We start from the raw sequence: 17,312 nt of genomic DNA, 5'->3' as shown, positions 1-17,312 counted from the left end.
TTATCTCCTGATTCCTTGCTTGACGGAAACGTGTTTGCGCTTGACTTAAGTTCCGCTATGCGAAACAATGTTTTGCAAACCACGTCCGAGTGTATCACCCCATGACGCCGACATCTACTCCCTCCGAACCGCTCGACGAGCGCAAATTTGTGGTCGCTCTTGCACGCGGGCTGGATTTGCTGCGCGCGTTCAAGCCGGGCGAAACGATGCTCGGCAACCGCGATTTCGTCGAACGCACGGGTTTGCCGAAGGCGACCGTCAACCGTCTCGCCTACACGCTGACCGTGCTCGGCTATCTGCGGCTCGACGAAACCCTGGGTAAATACGCACTCGACGCCGGTGTGCTGTCGCTCGGTTTCGCGCTGCTCTCGGGCACGGACACGCTCGAACTCGCGCGCCCGCACATGCGCACCTTCGCGCGCGAGGTGGGGGCGGCGGTCTCGCTCGGTTGCCGGGATGGGCTCGACATGATTTATCTGGAGACGATCCGCAGCGAAACGGCGTTGACGCTTGGGTTGGCGTCCGGTTCGAAACTGTCGATGCTGACGAGTTCGATGGGCCGCGCCTATCTGGCCGTGCAGCCGCTCGACGTGCGCGCCGCGTTACTGGCGGAATTGAGGAAGGCGGCGGGGAAGGACGGCGCCGAACTGGTCGCCGACGCCGAGCAGGAAATCGCCGCCTTTGCCGCGCAGCGCTGCTGCTATTCGTTCCGTGCGTGGCATGACGATGTCAATGCGGTCGCGGTGCCGTTTCGCGAGCCGCGCGAAGGGCGCTGGCTGGTGCTGAGTTGCAGCGGGCCGGCGTCGTCGATGGGAGAGGATGTGTTTCGTGACAACGTCGCGCCGCGGCTGAAAGCGCTGGCGCGGCGTTTGGGCGATACGGTTTGAAGCGGGCGGCGCGTGTGCCAACGCGTCGATTCAACTACTCAAACCGCCCGATCGTGATAATGCGCATTGAACAACGGGCCTTGCACGAAGCGCACGTCGTACTGCTGCAACGCCTCGAACTGCGTTTCATCCATCACGCGGTTGAAGATCAACGGAATCCGTAAGCGGCCGGCATAACCTACTAGCGGTTTAACCGTGGCATCGCGCAAAGCGGTCCCTGCATCCATCTTGATGAAGTCGAGGCGCGCAGTCTCCGACACCGACAGAATCTGCCCGGCATTGGACAGATTCCCCGCCACCTTGAACCCATAGTGCTGGTAGCTCTTGGTCAGATAGCCGAGAAACGTCTTGTGCGCGACCGCCGCGGCCGGCAACTCGATCACCACCCGCGACGGGTTCAATCCGAACGACAACAGCACGCTCGAAAAATGACGCCCGTGGTCATACTTCACACTCTTGAGCAGCCGCTCGTGCACGCGCAAAAAGAGCAACCCATGCCGCTGCGCGCCGAAGAAATTGATGGCGTGCAGCGCGCGTGACATGCGGTCGAGCGCGACCAGTTCCTGATCGTCGGCGATACGGTCGAACGGATCGAACACGTCGAATGGCGCCGCCTCGACCCGGTGCGTGACGGCCTGAAAGCCGAGTTCATCGCCGAAACGGTCCACCCCCTCGACCCCCGACGACAGTGACTGCGCCAACGCATGCACGCTGATATCGAAGATCGGCTCATAGGCGCTGGCGAGTTCGACCCCGTCGAATTGCGCCAGCGCGACGTCGTGATGCAGGCCTTGACCCATTACCAGATGCTCGCCGAGAAACGGATGATCGGCGGCGCGGGCAATGAGGTTGGGGATGGTCGGCGGAATCATGTAGACGTATGGATGGCGATAGTGAGGCGCTCGGCGCGCAGCAACGCGACTCGATTGCCGCATCCACTGATGGTAGCAGTCTGCACCGCCGTCACATGAACAAATTGCTCATAACGTTATCCGTCGAACGCTTGTGCCGACTGGCTGTCCGGGATTCTTAGATGGTTATTGAGGGTTTACGTTAATTTCACTAATCATAATTCATTTTACTATACGTAAATTGCAGTGCGACTGCGATGGCGGGGTGACTTGTGCCGTGCGCGCGGCGCATGCGCCGCCCACTGGCGCTGTCCGGCCGTTTCAGCCGCGCCGCCACCATCGAATAATCCAGTCAGCATCAGGAGACGACCCAATGAGTGCAAAACCGGCCGCGGCCGCCGCCAATGTGATCGAAGTCGAGCGCGTGCTCGGCGAAACGCATCACCCGGCATTCCAGTTGCTGCTGCTCGCGCTATGCGGGCTGTGCCTCGTGATCGACGGGTTCGACGCGCAGGCGATGGGTTACGTCGCGCCGAGCGTGATCGGCGAATGGCATGTCTCGAAGGCGGCGCTCGGTCCGGTGTTCAGCGCCAGCCTGTTCGGCATGCTGCTCGGCGCGCTCGGGCTGTCGGTGCTGGCTGACCGCATCGGCCGCCGTCCGGTGCTGATCGGTTCGACCTTCTTCTTCGCGCTGTCGATGCTGGCCACGCCCTTCGTCACCACGATCCCCGCGTTGATCGCACTGCGCTTCATCACCGGTCTCGGCCTCGGCTGCATCATGCCGAACGCGATGGCGCTGGTCGGCGAATTCTCGACCCCCGCGCATCGCGTCAAGCGCATGATGCTGGTGTCGTGCGGCTTCACGCTGGGGGCGGCGCTCGGCGGCTTCATCAGCGCCGCGCTGATTCCGGCTTATGGCTGGCGCGCGGTATTCTGGGTGGGCGGCGCGGTGCCGCTGCTGCTCGCGCTGGCGATGCTTGCAGCGTTGCCGGAATCGCTGCAATTTCTGGTTCTCAAGGGCCGCAGCGAGCGCGCGTTGCGCTGGCTCGCGAAATTCAACCCGGCGCTGCCGATCGACGCGAACACGCGGCTCGTCGTGCGTGAGAAGGGCAACGGCGGCGCGCCGGTCGCTGAATTGTTCCGGGCCGGCCGCGGCCCGGTAACCTTGATTCTGTGGGCGATCAGTTTCATGAACCTGATCGATCTGTACTTTCTGTCGAACTGGCTGCCTACCGTGATGCGCGACGCCGGCTATTCGCCGGGCACGGCCGTGATTGTCGGCACGGTGCTGCAAACAGGCGGCGTGGTCGGCACCTTGCTGCTAGGCTGGTTCATTGAACGGTTTGGTTTTGTGCGCGTGCTGTTCGTGTGTTTCGCGGGCGCGGCGCTGGCGGTCGGCACGATCGGCACGGTGGCGCATGCATTGCCCTGGCTGTTGCTCGTGGTGTTCGCGGGCGGCTTCTGCGTGGTCGGCGGACAACCGGCGGTCAACGCACTGGCCGGTCATTTCTATCCGACCACGCTGCGTTCGACCGGGATCGGCTGGAGCCTCGGCATTGGCCGGATCGGTTCGGTGATCGGACCGCTGATCGGCGGTCAACTGATCGCGCTGAACTGGTCGAACGCCGCGCTGTTTCATGCGGCGGCCCTGCCGGTGCTGTGCTCCGCGCTGCTGGTGATCGCGCTGGCCGCCGCGACGCGCCAACGCGGCCAGCCGTCCGAGCCGCGGACCGCATGAGATGACGAGATCGAGTATCAACGGAGAACCTTGCATGGACACCCAAACACGCACGCCGAACACTGCCAGTTCGCGGCTCGAAATCGAGCCGGGCTATCAGTCGGGCTTCGCGAACGAATTCGCGACGGAGGCCTTGCCGGGCGCCTTGCCGGAAGGCCGCAATTCGCCGCAGCGCGCGGCTTATGGTCTGTACGCCGAACAACTGTCGGGCACGGCGTTCACCGCGCCGCGCGGCCACAACCGCCGCTCGTGGCTGTACCGGATTCATCCGGCGGCGGTGCACAAGCCGTTCACGCCGCTGCCTTCGGAGCGGCTCGTCGCCAACTTCGCGGAGGTGCCGCCGACGCCGCCCAACCAGTTGCGCTGGGACGCGTTGCCGATGCCGGCCGAGCCAACCGATTTCATAGACGGCTGGGTGACGATGGCGGGCAACGGCGCGGCCGAATCGATGAACGGCTGTGCGATTCACCTGTACGCGGCAAACCGCTCGATGCAGGACCGCTTCTTCTATACCGCCGACGGCGAATTGCTGATCGTGCCGCAGGAAGGGCGCCTGCACATTGCAACCGAACTCGGCAGCCTCGACGTCGAGCCGTTCGAGATCGCGGTGATTCCGCGCGGCGTGCGCTTCGCGGTGAGCCTGCCGGACGGCACGGCGCGCGGCTACATCTGCGAGAACTTCGGGGCGTTGCTGCGTCTGCCGGACCTCGGCCCGATCGGCTCGAACGGCCTCGCCAATCCGCGCGACTTCCTCACGCCGCACGCGGCCTATGAAGACCGTGAAGGCGATTTTGAACTCGTCGCCAAGATGAACGGCAATCTGTGGCGCGCGGATATCGGCCATTCGCCGCTCGACGTGGTGGCGTGGCACGGCAACTACGCGCCGTATAAGTACGATCTGCGCCGCTTCAACACGATCGGCTCGATCAGCTTCGATCATCCGGACCCGTCGATCTTCCTGGTGCTGCAATCGCAAAGCGACACGCCGGGCGTCGATTCGATCGACTTCGTGATCTTCCCGCCGCGCTGGCTCGCAGCCGAAGATACGTTCCGCCCGCCCTGGTTCCATCGCAACGTGGCGAGCGAGTTCATGGGCCTCGTGCACGGCGTGTATGACGCCAAGGCCGAGGGTTTCGTGCCGGGCGGCGCGAGTCTGCATAACTGCATGTCGGGGCATGGCCCGGACGCGGAAACGTTTGAGAAAGCCTCGCACGGCGATACGTCGACGCCGAAGAAAGTCGCCGACACGATGGCCTTCATGTTCGAAACGCGCACGCTGATCAAGCCCACGCGCTTCGCGCTCGAAACCGCGCAATTGCAGGCGCATTACTACGAGTGCTGGCAAGGTCTCAAGAAACACTTCAATCCGGAGCAACGATGAACGCACCGAGCGATCTTCAGGCGACGCTCGATCCGTCGCGCAAAAGCTGGGTCGAGTCGGCCAACGATTCGACCAGCGATTTTTCGATTCAGAATCTGCCGTTCGGCGTCTTTAGCGACGCTCTGAATGCGACGCGCCGCGTGGGCGTCGCGATCGGCGACAGCATCGTCGACCTGGCCGCGCTCGAAAGCGCGGGTCTGCTGACGCTGCCTACGTCGGGTGCGGGCGACAGTGTATTCGTGCGCGACGCGTTGAACGATTTCATCGCGCTCGGCCGTGACGCGTGGCGCGGCGTGCGTATTCAGTTAAGCAAGCTGCTCTCGCGTGATAACGCGACGCTGCGTGAGGACGCCGAACTGCGCAGCCGCGCGCTGATCCGCCAGGCCGACGCGCAATTGCATCTGCCGGTGCAGATTCCCGGCTACACCGATTTCTATTCGTCGAAGGAGCACGCGACGAATGTCGGCTCCATGTTCCGCGATCCGAAGAATGCGCTGCTGCCGAACTGGTCGGAGATGCCGATCGGCTATAACGGACGCGCGTCGTCGGTGGTGGTGAGCGGCACGTCCGTGCGTCGTCCTAACGGGCAGTTGAAGCTGCCGGATCAGGAGCGTCCGGTGTTCGGCGCGTGCCGCAAGCTGGATATCGAACTGGAAACGGGCTTCGTGATCGGCGCGGGCAATGCCTTGGGCGAACCGGTTGCGTGCGCGGATGCCGAAGCGCATATCTTCGGCATGGTGCTGCTGAACGACTGGAGCGCACGCGATATTCAGCAATGGGAATACGTGCCGCTCGGACCGTTCAACGCGAAGACCTTCGCGACGACGATCTCGCCGTGGATCGTGACGCTCGACGCGCTTGAACCGTTCCGCGTCGCGCAGCCGGCGCAGGAGCCCCAACCGCTCGCATACCTGCGGCACGACGGCGAGCATGCGTTCGATATCACGCTGGAAGTGAAGCTGCGTCCGCAGCAGGCGAAGCAGGCGAGCACGATTGCGCGAACCAACTTCAGGCATATGTACTGGACGATGGCGCAGCAGCTCGCGCATCACACGGTATCGGGCTGCAATACGCGCGTGGGCGACCTGATGGGCTCGGGCACGATCAGCGGGCCGACCGAAGATTCGTTCGGCAGCCTGCTGGAGTTGACGTGGAACGGCAAGAAGCCGCTGGAGTTGCAGGAAGGCGGCACACGCAGTTTCATCGAAGACGGCGACGAATTGACGCTGGCCGGCTGGTGTCAGGGTGAGGGTTATCGTGTGGGTTTCGGCGCATGCGTCGGGGAGATTTTGCCGGCGTTGAAGTAACGCTGTAATAGCGGACGAGCCGCACGCAACGTGCACGACGAGAAACGGGGACGCCATTTATCGTGGCTTCCCCGTTTTGCTATTCATGGGTCATCATCATGCAGTGGCGCCGCGCCCAAGCGCCGAAGCGCCGAAACGCCGAAGCGCCGAAACGCCGAAACGCCGAAACGCCGAAACGCTTAAACCAATGTCCGGCGATCAACCAACGACTCGTACCGGCGCACGCCGTCTCTCCCACCAGACCGCCACCAGAAACGCCAACGCCGCAACAAGCAGTACCCCGACCATCGCGTCATTCCCGACGCCCTTCATCAGCGCGCCAGCCACCAGCGGGCCGCCGAAACTCGCCGCGCTCCACGACGCGCCCACCAGCGAACTCGCCGACACCAGCGCGACACCGCGAAAGCGCTCGCCGCAGGCAACCAGCGACAGCGTGTAAATCGCGCCTGCCGCCGCGCCGAGCACATACAGCAGCGGCCAACAGAGCCACGGCGAAGTCATCGCCCACGGCAGCAACGGCAGCAGCGCCACGACGATCACACCGCAACCGATATGCACGCGTTCGCGTCCAAGCCGGTCAGCCAGCCAGCCGATCGGGAATTGCATCGTCGTATCGCCGAGCAGCAGCGCCGACGCGAACAGCACGGCCACCTCGCTCGTAATGCCATGCGACATGGCGAAGAGCGGCAGCAGCGAGAGCGCGATCGTGTCGAACAACGCGAAGAACCCAGTGCCGATCACGAGCGCCGGCATCTGCGGCAAAACATGGCGCCAACTGCCGTGCGCCGCGTGCTCATCCTCGGACGCTTGCGGCGTCTTGCGGATCGTGGCGAGCATCGGCAGCGCCAGCAGAAAGATCGCCCCGCAAATCAGGAAGCGCCACTGCGTGAAGCCGGCGATTTGACTCACCAGCACAGGACCGGCCATCTGGAACAGCGTGAAGTTGGTCGCGTAAATCGCGATCACGCGGCCGCGCGTGGCGTCGTCGGCCAATTGGTTGACCCACGCTTCGCCGATCGTGAAGAGGAGCATCAGCGCCGCGCCGCACAGAACACGCAAGACGGCCCACAGCCACAGGTTCGAGGTGAGTTGCATCAGCGCCGTGGCGAACGCCACTACCAGCACGGCGCTCACGATCACCTGGCGGCCACCGAAACGCGCCGCGATCCATCCCGCGAGCGGCACGATGACGAGCCCGCCGCCCGCTTGCGCGGCAGTCAGCAGGCCGACCACGTCGGTGCCGTAACCGGCTTGCGTGAGTGCGAGGGCAGTGAGGGGAAGCGTTGCGCCGCTGCCGAGTCCGACGACGGCGACGCTAAGGATCAAAGCGAGGAAATCGCGGGTGAAGATGACTTTCATCGGCCGAGATGCTACTACGGCCGCGAGTCATCCGCACCTGTGCGGGGTTTGACGCGAGCGAGCAGAAGGGCGGTTAGCCCGCCATCGCCATGCGTTGCGCGCGCCGGTCGATCGACACCGACCACAGTGTCAGCACCAGCGCGCCGATCGAGGTCGCCACGCCGACCCAGGGCAGCGTCGTGAGCGGTGCGCCCGCGCCGATCGCCATGCCGCCGAGCCAGGCGCCGGTCGCATTGCCGAGGTTGAAGGCGCCCTGGTTCAAGGTCGAAGCCAGATTCGGCGCATGACTCGCGCGGTCGACGATCAGCATTTGCAGCGGCGGCACGATCGCGAAGGCCAGAATGCCCCACACGAAGATCGTGATCATCGCCGGGATCTCCGAATGCATCGTGCCGGCGAAGATGGTCAGAATCACGACGATGGCCAGCAGAAACGCCACCAGCGACGGCATCAGCCGCCAGTCGGCGAGCTTGCCGCCGAGCGTGCTGCCCACCGTCAGGCCGAGGCCGAATAGCAGCAAGACGAGGGTGACCGCGTGCGGCGTGAAGCCGGTCACGTCTTCGAGAATCGGCGTGATGTACGTGAAGGTGGAAAAGAGGCTCGCCGACGCGAGCACGCTGATGCCGAGCACCATCAGCACTTGCGAGTTCTTCAGCACGCTGAATTCGTGGACGAGGCTGGCCTTCTGCATTTCGATCTTCGCGGGCAGGCACACGGCGAGCGCGGCCGCCGCGACGACGCCGATGCCCGTCACCGCCCAGAACGTGGCGCGCCAGCCCACCGCCTGGCCAAGCGCGGTGCCGAGCGGCACACCCAGCACGTTGGCGAGCGTGAGGCCCGTGAACATCAACGCGATGGCTTGCGCGCGGCGGTTCGGTGCAACAAGGCCTGCGGCGACCACCGAGCCGATGCCGAAAAACGCGCCATGGCAGAACGCGGTCACGATGCGCGCGGCCATCAGCACCGCGTAGCCCGGCGCCACCGCGCACAGCAGATTGCCGACGATGAACACGCCGATCAGGCTCATCAGCGCCTTCTTGCGCGGCATGTTGGCGACCGCGATTGCGACGATCGGCGCGCCGATGGTGACGCCGAGCGCGTACGCCGACACCAGCATGCCGGCTGCCGGAATCGACACGGACAGATCGCGCGCGACATCGGGCAGCAGCCCCATGATCACGAATTCGGTGGTACCGATTCCAAACGCGGCAACGGCAAGGGCAAGCAGGGGCAAAGGCATGGTGAAGGAGCGTGAATCGGCGCGACGGGAAGCGTCGCGCGGCCGGCGCGCGTTTTCGGGGCGAAAACGCGTGCGCCGTACAGGGGTAAAACAGTAGGGGATTCTACCTAAGTCAAAACGGGCTTGCTGATCGTCGACACGGATGTTGTTTTTTGCTGAAAGTCGCTGTCAAACGCGAGCCTCGCTGCGTTTCTAGCGGCTGCCACCGCCGGGGCCGAGCGTTTTGCCGTGGCGGCCGGCACCACTGGCGAAATGCGCCGCGCCGGCCACACCTTCGTCGAAAACCGCTTGATAACCGCCGGCGCCTTCACGGCGCAATGCTTCTGCGACATCGTCGAGCATGCTGTTTTCCAACACCGAACGGCGGTCGGCGAGCAACGCAGCCTGCGGAAAGGCGGCCAGTTCGGCGGCCAGCTGTTCCGCCGCGGCGCGTGCCGTGCCTTTTGGGACGACGCGATTGGCGAGACCGAAGCCGAGCGCTTCCTGCGCGCTCACCGCGCGGCCGGTCAGAATCAGGTCGAGCGCGCGCGACAGGCCGATCAAGCGCGGCAGGCGGATCGTGCCGCCGTCGATCAGCGGAATCCCGACGCGCCGGCAGAACACGCCGAGCACCACGTCGTCTTCGACGACTCTCAGGTCGCACAGGGCCGCCAGTTCCAGGCCACCTGCCACCGCATAACCGGCAATCGCGGCGACCACGGGCTTGCTGAAGCTCATGCGCGTCGGTCCCATCGGGCCGGGACCGCTGCCGTCGGCATGCAATTCGTTGCGACGGGTGTCGTCGGCGAGGGCGGTCAGGTCCGCGCCCGCGCAGAAGGTGCCACCCGCGCCGAACAGCACCGCCGCGCGCCAGGCCGGCTCCGCTTCGAAGCGGGCGAACGCGGCGCTGAGCGCGTCAGCGACAGGACGGTCGACGGCATTTCGACGCGCAGGGCGCTCAAGGATGATCGTCGCCACGCCGATATCCTGATTAGCTTCGATGCGCACGTGGTCATTGAAATTTTGCGTGGTTATCATCGTTGTCACCGTAGAAGTCATCAGCGTCTGCCCGCTGGGTGCGGGGTTGTGAGCCGTGTGCTCATGCAGAGTAATTAATACCGTGGTCTGTCATGCTTCTTACACAATCGGCTCGTAGCGTAAGCGCTCTTTTAATGCGCTGGCGTCTTTTCGCCGGCTTAACGAGCCTGCCTTTGCCCTTGTCCAATTCATCGTCAGCCGCCGCGCCGGCTTGTGCCGAGACGGTCTGGACCGTGCCTCTGCAAGAGCATCCATGGTACGACCACGTGCGCCTGAAACGCGTCTTCGTCACGGACGGCACGCGGCATCAGGTTGTCCTCGTCGACGTGCGCAAGCTGCTCGCTTGCGCCGATCGCGACAATACCGATTACGTGCTGAAGCCGGTCGCCGAATGGCACTCGGGCAAGGTGCGCGGCATTCGCGAGTTTCTCGATCCAGAGAACCCACGTATTCCGCAGATGCCGTACGTGACCATCTCGACGCGTCGCGCGCCGGGTCTGCTGGGCTGGTTCGGATTGGAGCGCGAAGGCGTGGTGGCGTTTCGCAACGGCCAGCATCGCGCGCGCTATCTGGCCGATGCGGGCGCGCGCTGGTTTCCGGTGGAAGTGCACGAGCGTGAGGCGACGTTGCTGCGCGAACTCTGCGGCGCCGCCGACGACGCGCGCACCGTGGTCCGCGCGACGCCGCTGAACACCGGCGGCGGCACCTAAGCGGGCGCGCGCACCACGTTGCGCGGCGTGCCGGCCTGCCACGCCACGACGTTGTCGAGCGTGGTCTGGGCGATCTCGTTCATCGCCTCGCGCGTGAAGAACGCCTGATGCGCGGTGACGATCACGTTCGGGAACATCAACAGACGCGCGAGCACATCGTCCTGCAAGGGCAGGTTCGAGTGATCCTCGAAGAACAGGCCGCCTTCTTCCTCGTACACGTCGAGCCCGAGGTGGCCGAGCTGGCCATCTTTCAGGGCGCCGATCAGCGCATTGCTTTCGACGAGGCCGCCACGGCCCGTGTTGATCAGCATCGCGCCGCGCTTCATCTTGGCGAGCGCGGGGCCGTCGATCAAATGGTACGTGTCCGGCACGAGCGGACAATGCAGGCTGACCACGTCGGATTCGGCGAGCAAAGTGTCGAGCGGCACGTAGCGGGCGCCGAGCGCGAGCAGATCGTCGGCGGGCTTGCCGGGATCGTACGCGAGCACCTGCATGCCGAAGCCCGCCATGATGCGCCCGAATACTCGGCCGATCATGCCCGTGCCGACCACGCCCACGGTCTTGCCATGCAGATCGAAGCCGAGCAGCCCGTGCAGCGAAAAGTCGCCTTCACGAGTACGTGCGGCGGCGCGCGGCAGGCGCCGGTTCAGCGCCAGAATCAAGCCGACTGCATGTTCGGCGACCGCGTGCGGCGAGTAAGCCGGCACCCGCGCGACCGTGATGCCGAGACGCTCGGCCGCGGCCAGATCGACATGATTGAAGCCCGCCGAGCGCAACGCGATCATGCGCGTGCCGCCGGCATGAAGCCGCTCCAATACCGCTGCGTTAGCGTTGTCGTTGACGAACGGGCATACCACTTCGTAGCCCTGAGCGAGAATGGCCGTCTCGCTGTCGAGGTGCGACTCCTGGAAGTGCAGTTCATAGCGATGCGTGGCATTGGCTTCGGTGAACGTGTCGCTGTCGTATTGGCGGCTGCTGAACAGGATCATGCGCATGTCGGGCTCCGAAGAATACGTGCCGGCGCTAACGAAGCGGCCTGATGGCGCGGCAGGCGAACGGTCCAGTATAGGGTAAGCCTCACGGACCAGGTGCTTGCAATCCATTCGCCTTTGCTAAAGATCATTTTTTGCGAAGGTAGGCGGACGCGAGTTAAAAATAATATTGACAGCCCTGCGGAATTACAATATCAATTAAAAAAGGCAGTTCGAAAAGGCATGTTCACTCATGCTGTAATAATTGGCCATCAGCAGACGATGTCTTTTCAAGGCATTAGGCAACTTCGCGAGGAAAGAGTGACAGTCGAGCTATCGAATGACTATTTCAATACCCGCCGCTGCAGTGCGACAAATCATCCCGGGCGCAACTCGCGTCATCCCCTTGCCATAAATTAAGTTTTCACTCATTCGCTATGCCGATTGAGTAATGCGTGCGTCATACTGGGGACCGAATAAATTAATTCGAGTTTCTCGAACGATTTTTCGGTTTCCTGCCAATAAACCCGTTAATCGGCGAGCCAACATGATCGGTGAATTGCTGAGGTCTCAACCGGAGATCGCGCTGTTCGCAAGCCTTGCAATCGGATATTTCATTGGTTCGTTCCGCGTCGGGCCCATTCAGCTCGGCGGCGTGTGCGGCACGTTGATCGTTGCGTTGTTGTTGGGCCAGACGGGCGCGCGCATCGCCCCCGATCTGAAGAACATCGCGTTCGCGCTGTTCATCTTCGCGCTGGGCTTTACCGGCGGGCCACAGTTCTTCGCCAACATCGGCCGCGGCTGGCGCTACGGGTTGCTGTCAGTGGTCGAGATCGTGTCGGTGCTGGTGCTGATCATCATCGCGGTGGCCGTCATGCGGCTCGATGCCGGTACCGCGGCCGGTCTGCTGGCCGGCGCGGCGACGGAGTCGGCCGTGATCGGCACGGCGTCCGAGGCGATTGCCAAGCTCGGCTTCGGCGACGCGGAAACGGTCCGCCTGCAGGCCAATATCGTGACCGCGTACAGCGTGAGCTACCTGTTCGGCCTGATCACCATCGTGCTCTTTACGAGCCAGTTCGCACCGCTGCTATTGCGCGTCAATCTGCGCGACGAAGCCGAGCGCGTGTGGCGCAAGCTCGGCGGCGACGGCGCATTCGGCGAGGGACAGCACGCGGCCGCGCCGGCGCTGGTGGGCCGCGCGTTTCTCGTCGGCACGGCGGCTGGCGCGACGATTCGGGCGTTCGAACAGCAGTACGGCTTCAATTTGACGGTCGAGCGCGTGCGGCGCAACGGCCTGGACGTACCGGCCGAACCGCAACTGACGCTCGCACCTGGCGACGTCATTCTCGTGGCGGGGCGACGTGAAGCCATAGTGGCGGCCGCTGCCGCGCTTGGTGACGAAGTGAGTGGCACCGACTTCGGCCTCGTGATCGCCGAGAAGCTCGACGTGGTGCTGACGCGCCGCGACCTGCACGGCCGGACCATCGCGCAGGTGCGCGAACAGGCGACGCCGGAAAACGGACGCGGCGTCTACATCGCGGCGGTCACGCGGCTCGAGAGCACGGTGCCGGCGCTGCCAGGCACCGAACTGAATCGCGGCGACGTGCTGACGCTGGTGGGCACGAAAACCGATGTGGAGCGCGGCGCGAAGCGGCTGGGCTACGCGCTCGTCGCGACGCAGAAGACCGACTTCGTCTATCTGGGTCTGGGCGTGCTGGTCGGCATGGCGATCGGCCATCTCGGCGGACGGGTGGGCGGCGTGTCGGTTGCGCTCGGTACGGGCGGCGGTTGTTTGCTGTCGGGGCTGCTATTCGGCTGGATCCGTTCGCGTTATCCGCTGGTCGGTTCGCTGCCTTCGGCGGCCGCGCAGATCCTCAAGGACTTTGGTCTCGCCACTTTCATCGCGGCAGTGGGTTTGTCGGCGGGACCGGACGCCATCAAGCTGGTGCGCGAATACGGTCTCGCGTTGCCGGTGGCCGGGATTCTGATGGTGCTCGTGCCGGGTCTGCTGTCGCTATGGATCGGCCGCATGTTCCTCAAGCTCGAGGCGCCCATGCTGCTCGGCGCGATTGCCGGCCAGCAATGCAGCACGCCCGCGATCAGCGCATTGGTGGGCGTCACCGGCAACTCCACTCCCGTGATCGGCTACACAATCACTTATGCACTCTCGAACATTCTGTTGCCGCTGATGGGGCCGGTGGTTGTCGGCCTCGCCGGGAAATTCCACTAGGCGGCCAGATGTACCGGACGCGGCGCGCCATGCCACGTTCGGTCGATGCGGCAGGCGGCATGTGGCATGTGGCGCGCGACACGATTGCGCCTCGCATGCGCGGGCCGCACCCAGTACTCAGTATCGCAAACTATCCAGCGAGGGCACGATGGACTGGCTACATCACATCTTTCAGAAATCACCCGAGATCGCGCTGTTTCTGTCGCTCGCAGCCGGCTACTTCATCGGGCAGATCAACTTCGGCAAGTTCCAGTTGGGCGGCGTGGGCGGGTCGCTGCTGGCCGCGGTCGTCATCAGTCAGGCGGGCGTGACCATCGACAACGGTGTGAAGTCGGTGATGTTCGCCGTCTTCATCTACGCCGTCGGCTACGACTCCGGTCCGGGCTTCTTCAATTCGCTGAACCGCAAGACGCTGCGTGAGATTGCGATGGCCGTCTTTCTGGCGGTCACCGCGCTGATCACCGTAGTGGTGTGCGCGAAGCTGTTCCACCTGAACAAGGGCCTCGCCGCCGGGCTCGCGGGCGGCGCGCTGACGCAGTCGGCGATTATCGGCACGGCGGGCGACGCGATCGCGCGTCTCGGCCTGCCTGCCGATCAGGTCAAGTCGCTGCAATCGGACGTGGCGATTGCCTACGCGGTGACCTACGTGTTCGGCTCGCTGGGCGCGATCATCGTGTGCGTGAACATTCTGCCCAAGTTCATGGGGCAGAGTTTGCGCGACGCCTCGATCCAGGCGGAACGCGAGCTGTCCTCCGGTGCGCCGTCCATCGCGCCGGGACAGCTTTCCGCGTTGCCCGAGATGGTCGGCCGAGCATACAAGATCGATGTCAGCGCCGGGAAAACGGTGAAGGCCGTCGAGACGCAACATCAGGACATGCTGACGATCGAGCGGATCAAGCGTGACGGGCAGCAACTCGACCCAACGCCCGATCTGGTGTTGAAGCCCGATGACGTGGTGCTGGTTGTTGGCCGCCGCGAGGCTGTGGTCGCATTCGGTGCGAGCGGCGGCGAAGTTGCCGCAGTCGAAGACATCGGCGTGGTTATGCAAACGCGTGAAGCCGTGTTCACACGCAAAGGCATGAACCACACAACGATCGCCGCCGCGCGGGAAGTGCTGGATCGTGATATGCGCCACGGCGTTTACATCCAGGGCATATCGCGCGCCGGCCAGCCGCTGCCGATCTTGCCGGAGACCAAGCTGGAACACGGCGACGTGATCACCTTCTACGGTTCGCCGAAAGACACCAAGCGCGCCGTCGACGCAGCCGGCTACGAGCTGCCGTACAGCATCAAGACCGACTTCATCTATATGGGCGTCGGCATCGTGCTGGGCTTGCTGATCGGACTGATCGTCATCGACGTGGGCGGCATTCCGCTCACGCTCGGTTCGGGCGGCGGCTGTCTGCTGGCTGGGCTGCTGTTCGGCTGGATGCGCGGCAAGCACCCGATGTACGGCGTGATGCCGACGGCGGCCTCGCAGTTGCTGAAGGACTTCGGCCTCGCGGCTTTCGTCGCGGTGGTCGGGCTGAACTCCGGCTTGCAGGCCGTGGTCACCGTCAAGCAAAGCGGCATGACGATCTTCCTGCTCGGCGTGTTCGTCACGTTGTTTCCGCTCCTGCTCACCATGCTGTTCGGCCGCTACGTGCTGAAGTACAACAACGCGGCCATCCTGGCCGGCGCGCTGACCGGCTCACGCAGCGCGAATCCGGCATTCGGCGGCGTGCTCGACAAGGCGGAAAGTGCAGTGCCGACCGTGCCGTTCGCGATCACGTATGCCATCGCGAACGTCGCGTTGACGCTGCTCGGCCCGCTCGTGGTCGGGCTCGTCTAGCGCGGGCGTCTATCGATCTCTCACGCCGGCGCTTATCGGGCGATCATCCGCCACGCCGGCGTCTTTCACTTGGCTCAGGAGAACGCATCATGGCAAAAGAGAAGGGCGACAAGAAACACTCGGATATGGCACAAGCAGGTATGGCCGCGCTCAGCCCGTTCGAGCTGAAGGACGAATTGATCAAGGCCGCCGGCGGCGGCGCCGTGGAGCGGCCCGCCAACGCATCGATGCTCAACGCCGGCCGCGGCAATCCGAATTTTCTCGCGACGATTCCGCGCCACGGCTTCTGGCAACTCGGCCTCTTTGCGATGCGCGAATCGGAGCGCTCGTTCGCCTACATGCCGGAAGGCGTGGGCGGCTTTCCGCGACGCGACGGCCTCGAAGAACGCTTCGATCTGTTCCTGCGCGAAAACAAGGGCGTGGCGGGCATCGACTTCCTGCGCGGCGCGGTGTCTTACGTGCGCGACCAGTTGGGATATTCGGCCGGCGACTTCCTGTATGAAATGTGCGAGGGCATTCTCGCTTCGAACTACCCGGTGCCCGACCGCATGCTCAAACTGTCCGAGCTGATCGTCGGCCAGTATCTGCGGCGCGAGATGATCGGCGACCATCCGTTCGTCGGCGAATTCGACGTGTTCGCGGTGGAAGGCGGCACGGCGGCAATGACGTACATCTTCAACACGATGCGCGAGAACCACCTGATCAAGGCCGGCGACACGATCGCGCTCGGCATGCCAATCTTCACGCCGTACATCGAGATTCCGCGCCTGAACGACTACCAGTTGAACGTCGTGAATCTCGAAGCCGACGTGGCCAACGGCTGGCAGTATTCGAAGAAGGAACTGGACAAGCTGCGCGATCCGAAGGTGAAGGCGTTCTTCCTGGTGAACCCTAGCAATCCGCCTTCGGTGAAGATCGACGACGAGAGTCTTCAGTACATTGCCGACATCGTCAAGGAACGGCCCGATCTGATCCTGCTGACCGATGACGTGTACGGCACCTTTGCCGATAACTTTGTGTCGCTGTTCGCGCTCGCGCCCAAGAACACCATTCTCGTGTACTCGTACTCGAAGTACTTCGGCGCGACCGGCTGGCGTCTCGGCACGATCGCGACGCATCGCGACAACGTGCTCGACAGGTTGATCGCCGAACTGCCGAAGGACGCGAAGAAGCAGTTGCACGAGCGTTACGAGTCGATCACGACGGAGCCGGACAAGCTCAAGTTCATCGACCGCCTGGTGGCCGACAGCCGCACCGTCGCGCTGAATCACACGGCGGGCCTGTCGACGCCGCAGCAGGTACAGATGGTGCTGTTTTCGCTGTTCTCGCTGATGGACACGCCGGACGCGTACAAGAACGCGTTGAAGCGGCTGATTCGCAAGCGCAAGCAGGCGCTCTATGAAGAGGTCGGCATTTCGTTCGAGGACGACGATCCGAATCAGGTCGACTACTACACCATTCTCGACATCGAATTCCTCGGCGAGCGGATGTTCGGGCGCGAGTTCGTCGAGTGGCTACTGAAGAACACGCAGCCTTCCGAACTGCTGTTCCGTCTCGCGCGCGAAGCGCGGGTGGTGCTGCTGCCGGGCCGCGGCTTCGGCACTCAGCATCCGTCGGGGCGCGTCTCGCTGGCCAATCTGAACGAGTCCGACTACCGGCAGATCGGCCGCGCCCTGCGCAAGCTGATCGAAGATTATGTCGAGCGTTTCAATGCGTCCACGGGCAAGAAGCTTGATAAGACCAAGGTGAAGTGACGGGATTGTCCGCCGTGCTGTGCGGTCAAGCATAGT

The 17,312-nt window shown here is 63.8% G+C and carries 13 protein-coding genes; 8 read left to right on the top strand and 5 right to left on the bottom strand.

All coding sequences use genetic code 11. From position 1 onward, the window contains the following. Positions 1-101 precede the first annotated feature (101 nt). Entirely contained in the window at positions 102-887 is a 786-nt protein-coding gene (locus P0D73_RS18435) for an IclR family transcriptional regulator (RefSeq protein ID WP_408178844.1), read from the top strand. 38 nt (positions 888-925) lie between these two features. Here P0D73_RS18435 and P0D73_RS18430 read toward each other — a convergent pair whose 3' ends face one another. After that, positions 926-1,759: an EAL domain-containing protein gene (locus P0D73_RS18430; RefSeq protein WP_132375965.1), complete on the bottom strand. Its 834-nt coding sequence runs from the start codon at positions 1,757-1,759 to the stop codon at positions 926-928. Between the two features lie 352 nt (positions 1,760-2,111). Here P0D73_RS18430 and P0D73_RS18425 point away from each other — a divergent pair, with 352 nt between their 5' ends. The 3 genes from P0D73_RS18425 to fahA are packed head-to-tail and all read left to right on the top strand — an operon-like array spanning position 2,112 to position 6,164. After that, the gene (locus P0D73_RS18425) at positions 2,112-3,476 is read left to right on the top strand and encodes an MFS transporter (RefSeq protein ID WP_408432432.1); all 1,365 of its coding nucleotides are present in this window, start codon (positions 2,112-2,114) and stop codon (positions 3,474-3,476) included. A gap of 34 nt (positions 3,477-3,510) precedes the next feature. Next, positions 3,511-4,857: a homogentisate 1,2-dioxygenase gene (gene hmgA, locus P0D73_RS18420; protein WP_408432430.1), complete on the top strand. Its 1,347-nt coding sequence runs from the start codon at positions 3,511-3,513 to the stop codon at positions 4,855-4,857. Continuing rightward, a complete protein-coding gene (gene fahA, locus P0D73_RS18415) occupies positions 4,854-6,164 on the top strand; it encodes a fumarylacetoacetase (protein ID WP_408432428.1) in 1,311 nt (436 codons plus the stop codon). The genes hmgA and fahA overlap by 4 nt, the downstream gene beginning before the upstream one ends. A 198-nt stretch (positions 6,165-6,362) precedes the next feature. On the opposite strand, the gene P0D73_RS18410 is transcribed toward fahA, so the two are convergent. The 3 genes from P0D73_RS18410 to P0D73_RS18400 all read right to left on the bottom strand — a co-directional run bounded on the left by P0D73_RS18410 (position 6,363) and on the right by P0D73_RS18400 (position 9,780). Next, entirely contained in the window at positions 6,363-7,523 is a 1,161-nt protein-coding gene (locus P0D73_RS18410) for an MFS transporter (protein WP_408432426.1), read from the bottom strand. 73 nt (positions 7,524-7,596) lie between these two features. Next, positions 7,597-8,763, bottom strand: a complete 1,167-nt coding sequence (locus P0D73_RS18405) for an MFS transporter (RefSeq protein ID WP_408432424.1) — start codon at positions 8,761-8,763, stop codon at positions 7,597-7,599. Between the two features lie 192 nt (positions 8,764-8,955). After that, positions 8,956-9,780 (bottom strand): crotonase/enoyl-CoA hydratase family protein, encoded by an 825-nt coding sequence (locus P0D73_RS18400; protein ID WP_408432422.1) that lies wholly within the window; start codon positions 9,778-9,780, stop codon positions 8,956-8,958. 92 nt (positions 9,781-9,872) lie between these two features. Here P0D73_RS18400 and P0D73_RS18395 point away from each other — a divergent pair, with 92 nt between their 5' ends. Next, positions 9,873-10,490: a plasmid fertility inhibition factor family protein gene (locus P0D73_RS18395; RefSeq protein WP_408432419.1), complete on the top strand. Its 618-nt coding sequence runs from the start codon at positions 9,873-9,875 to the stop codon at positions 10,488-10,490. On the opposite strand, the gene P0D73_RS18390 is transcribed toward P0D73_RS18395, so the two are convergent. Further along, entirely contained in the window at positions 10,487-11,485 is a 999-nt protein-coding gene (locus tag P0D73_RS18390; RefSeq protein ID WP_408432417.1) for a 2-hydroxyacid dehydrogenase, read from the bottom strand. The genes P0D73_RS18395 and P0D73_RS18390 overlap by 4 nt on opposite strands. A 523-nt stretch (positions 11,486-12,008) precedes the next feature. Between P0D73_RS18390 and aspT (P0D73_RS18385) the strand changes: the two genes are divergently transcribed. From aspT (P0D73_RS18385) to P0D73_RS18375, 3 genes are all read left to right on the top strand, one after another. Then, the gene (gene aspT, locus P0D73_RS18385) at positions 12,009-13,691 is read left to right on the top strand and encodes an aspartate-alanine antiporter (RefSeq protein ID WP_408432415.1); all 1,683 of its coding nucleotides are present in this window, start codon (positions 12,009-12,011) and stop codon (positions 13,689-13,691) included. Positions 13,692-13,839: 148 nt separating this feature from the next. Further along, positions 13,840-15,522 (top strand): aspartate-alanine antiporter, encoded by a 1,683-nt coding sequence (gene aspT / locus P0D73_RS18380; RefSeq protein WP_132375955.1) that lies wholly within the window; start codon positions 13,840-13,842, stop codon positions 15,520-15,522. An 89-nt stretch (positions 15,523-15,611) separates the two neighbouring features. After that, on the top strand, positions 15,612-17,276 hold the full coding sequence (locus P0D73_RS18375; RefSeq protein WP_408283338.1) for a bifunctional aspartate transaminase/aspartate 4-decarboxylase: 1,665 nt from the start codon (positions 15,612-15,614) through the stop codon (positions 17,274-17,276). The last annotated feature ends 36 nt before the right edge of the window (positions 17,277-17,312 follow it).

It is taken from the genome of Paraburkholderia sp. RL18-101-BIB-B (assembly GCF_046026985.1).
Lineage (GTDB): Bacteria > Pseudomonadota > Gammaproteobacteria > Burkholderiales > Burkholderiaceae > Paraburkholderia.
Note: the sequence above shows the minus strand (reverse complement) of the source record. Positions and strands in the feature narration are given on the sequence as shown.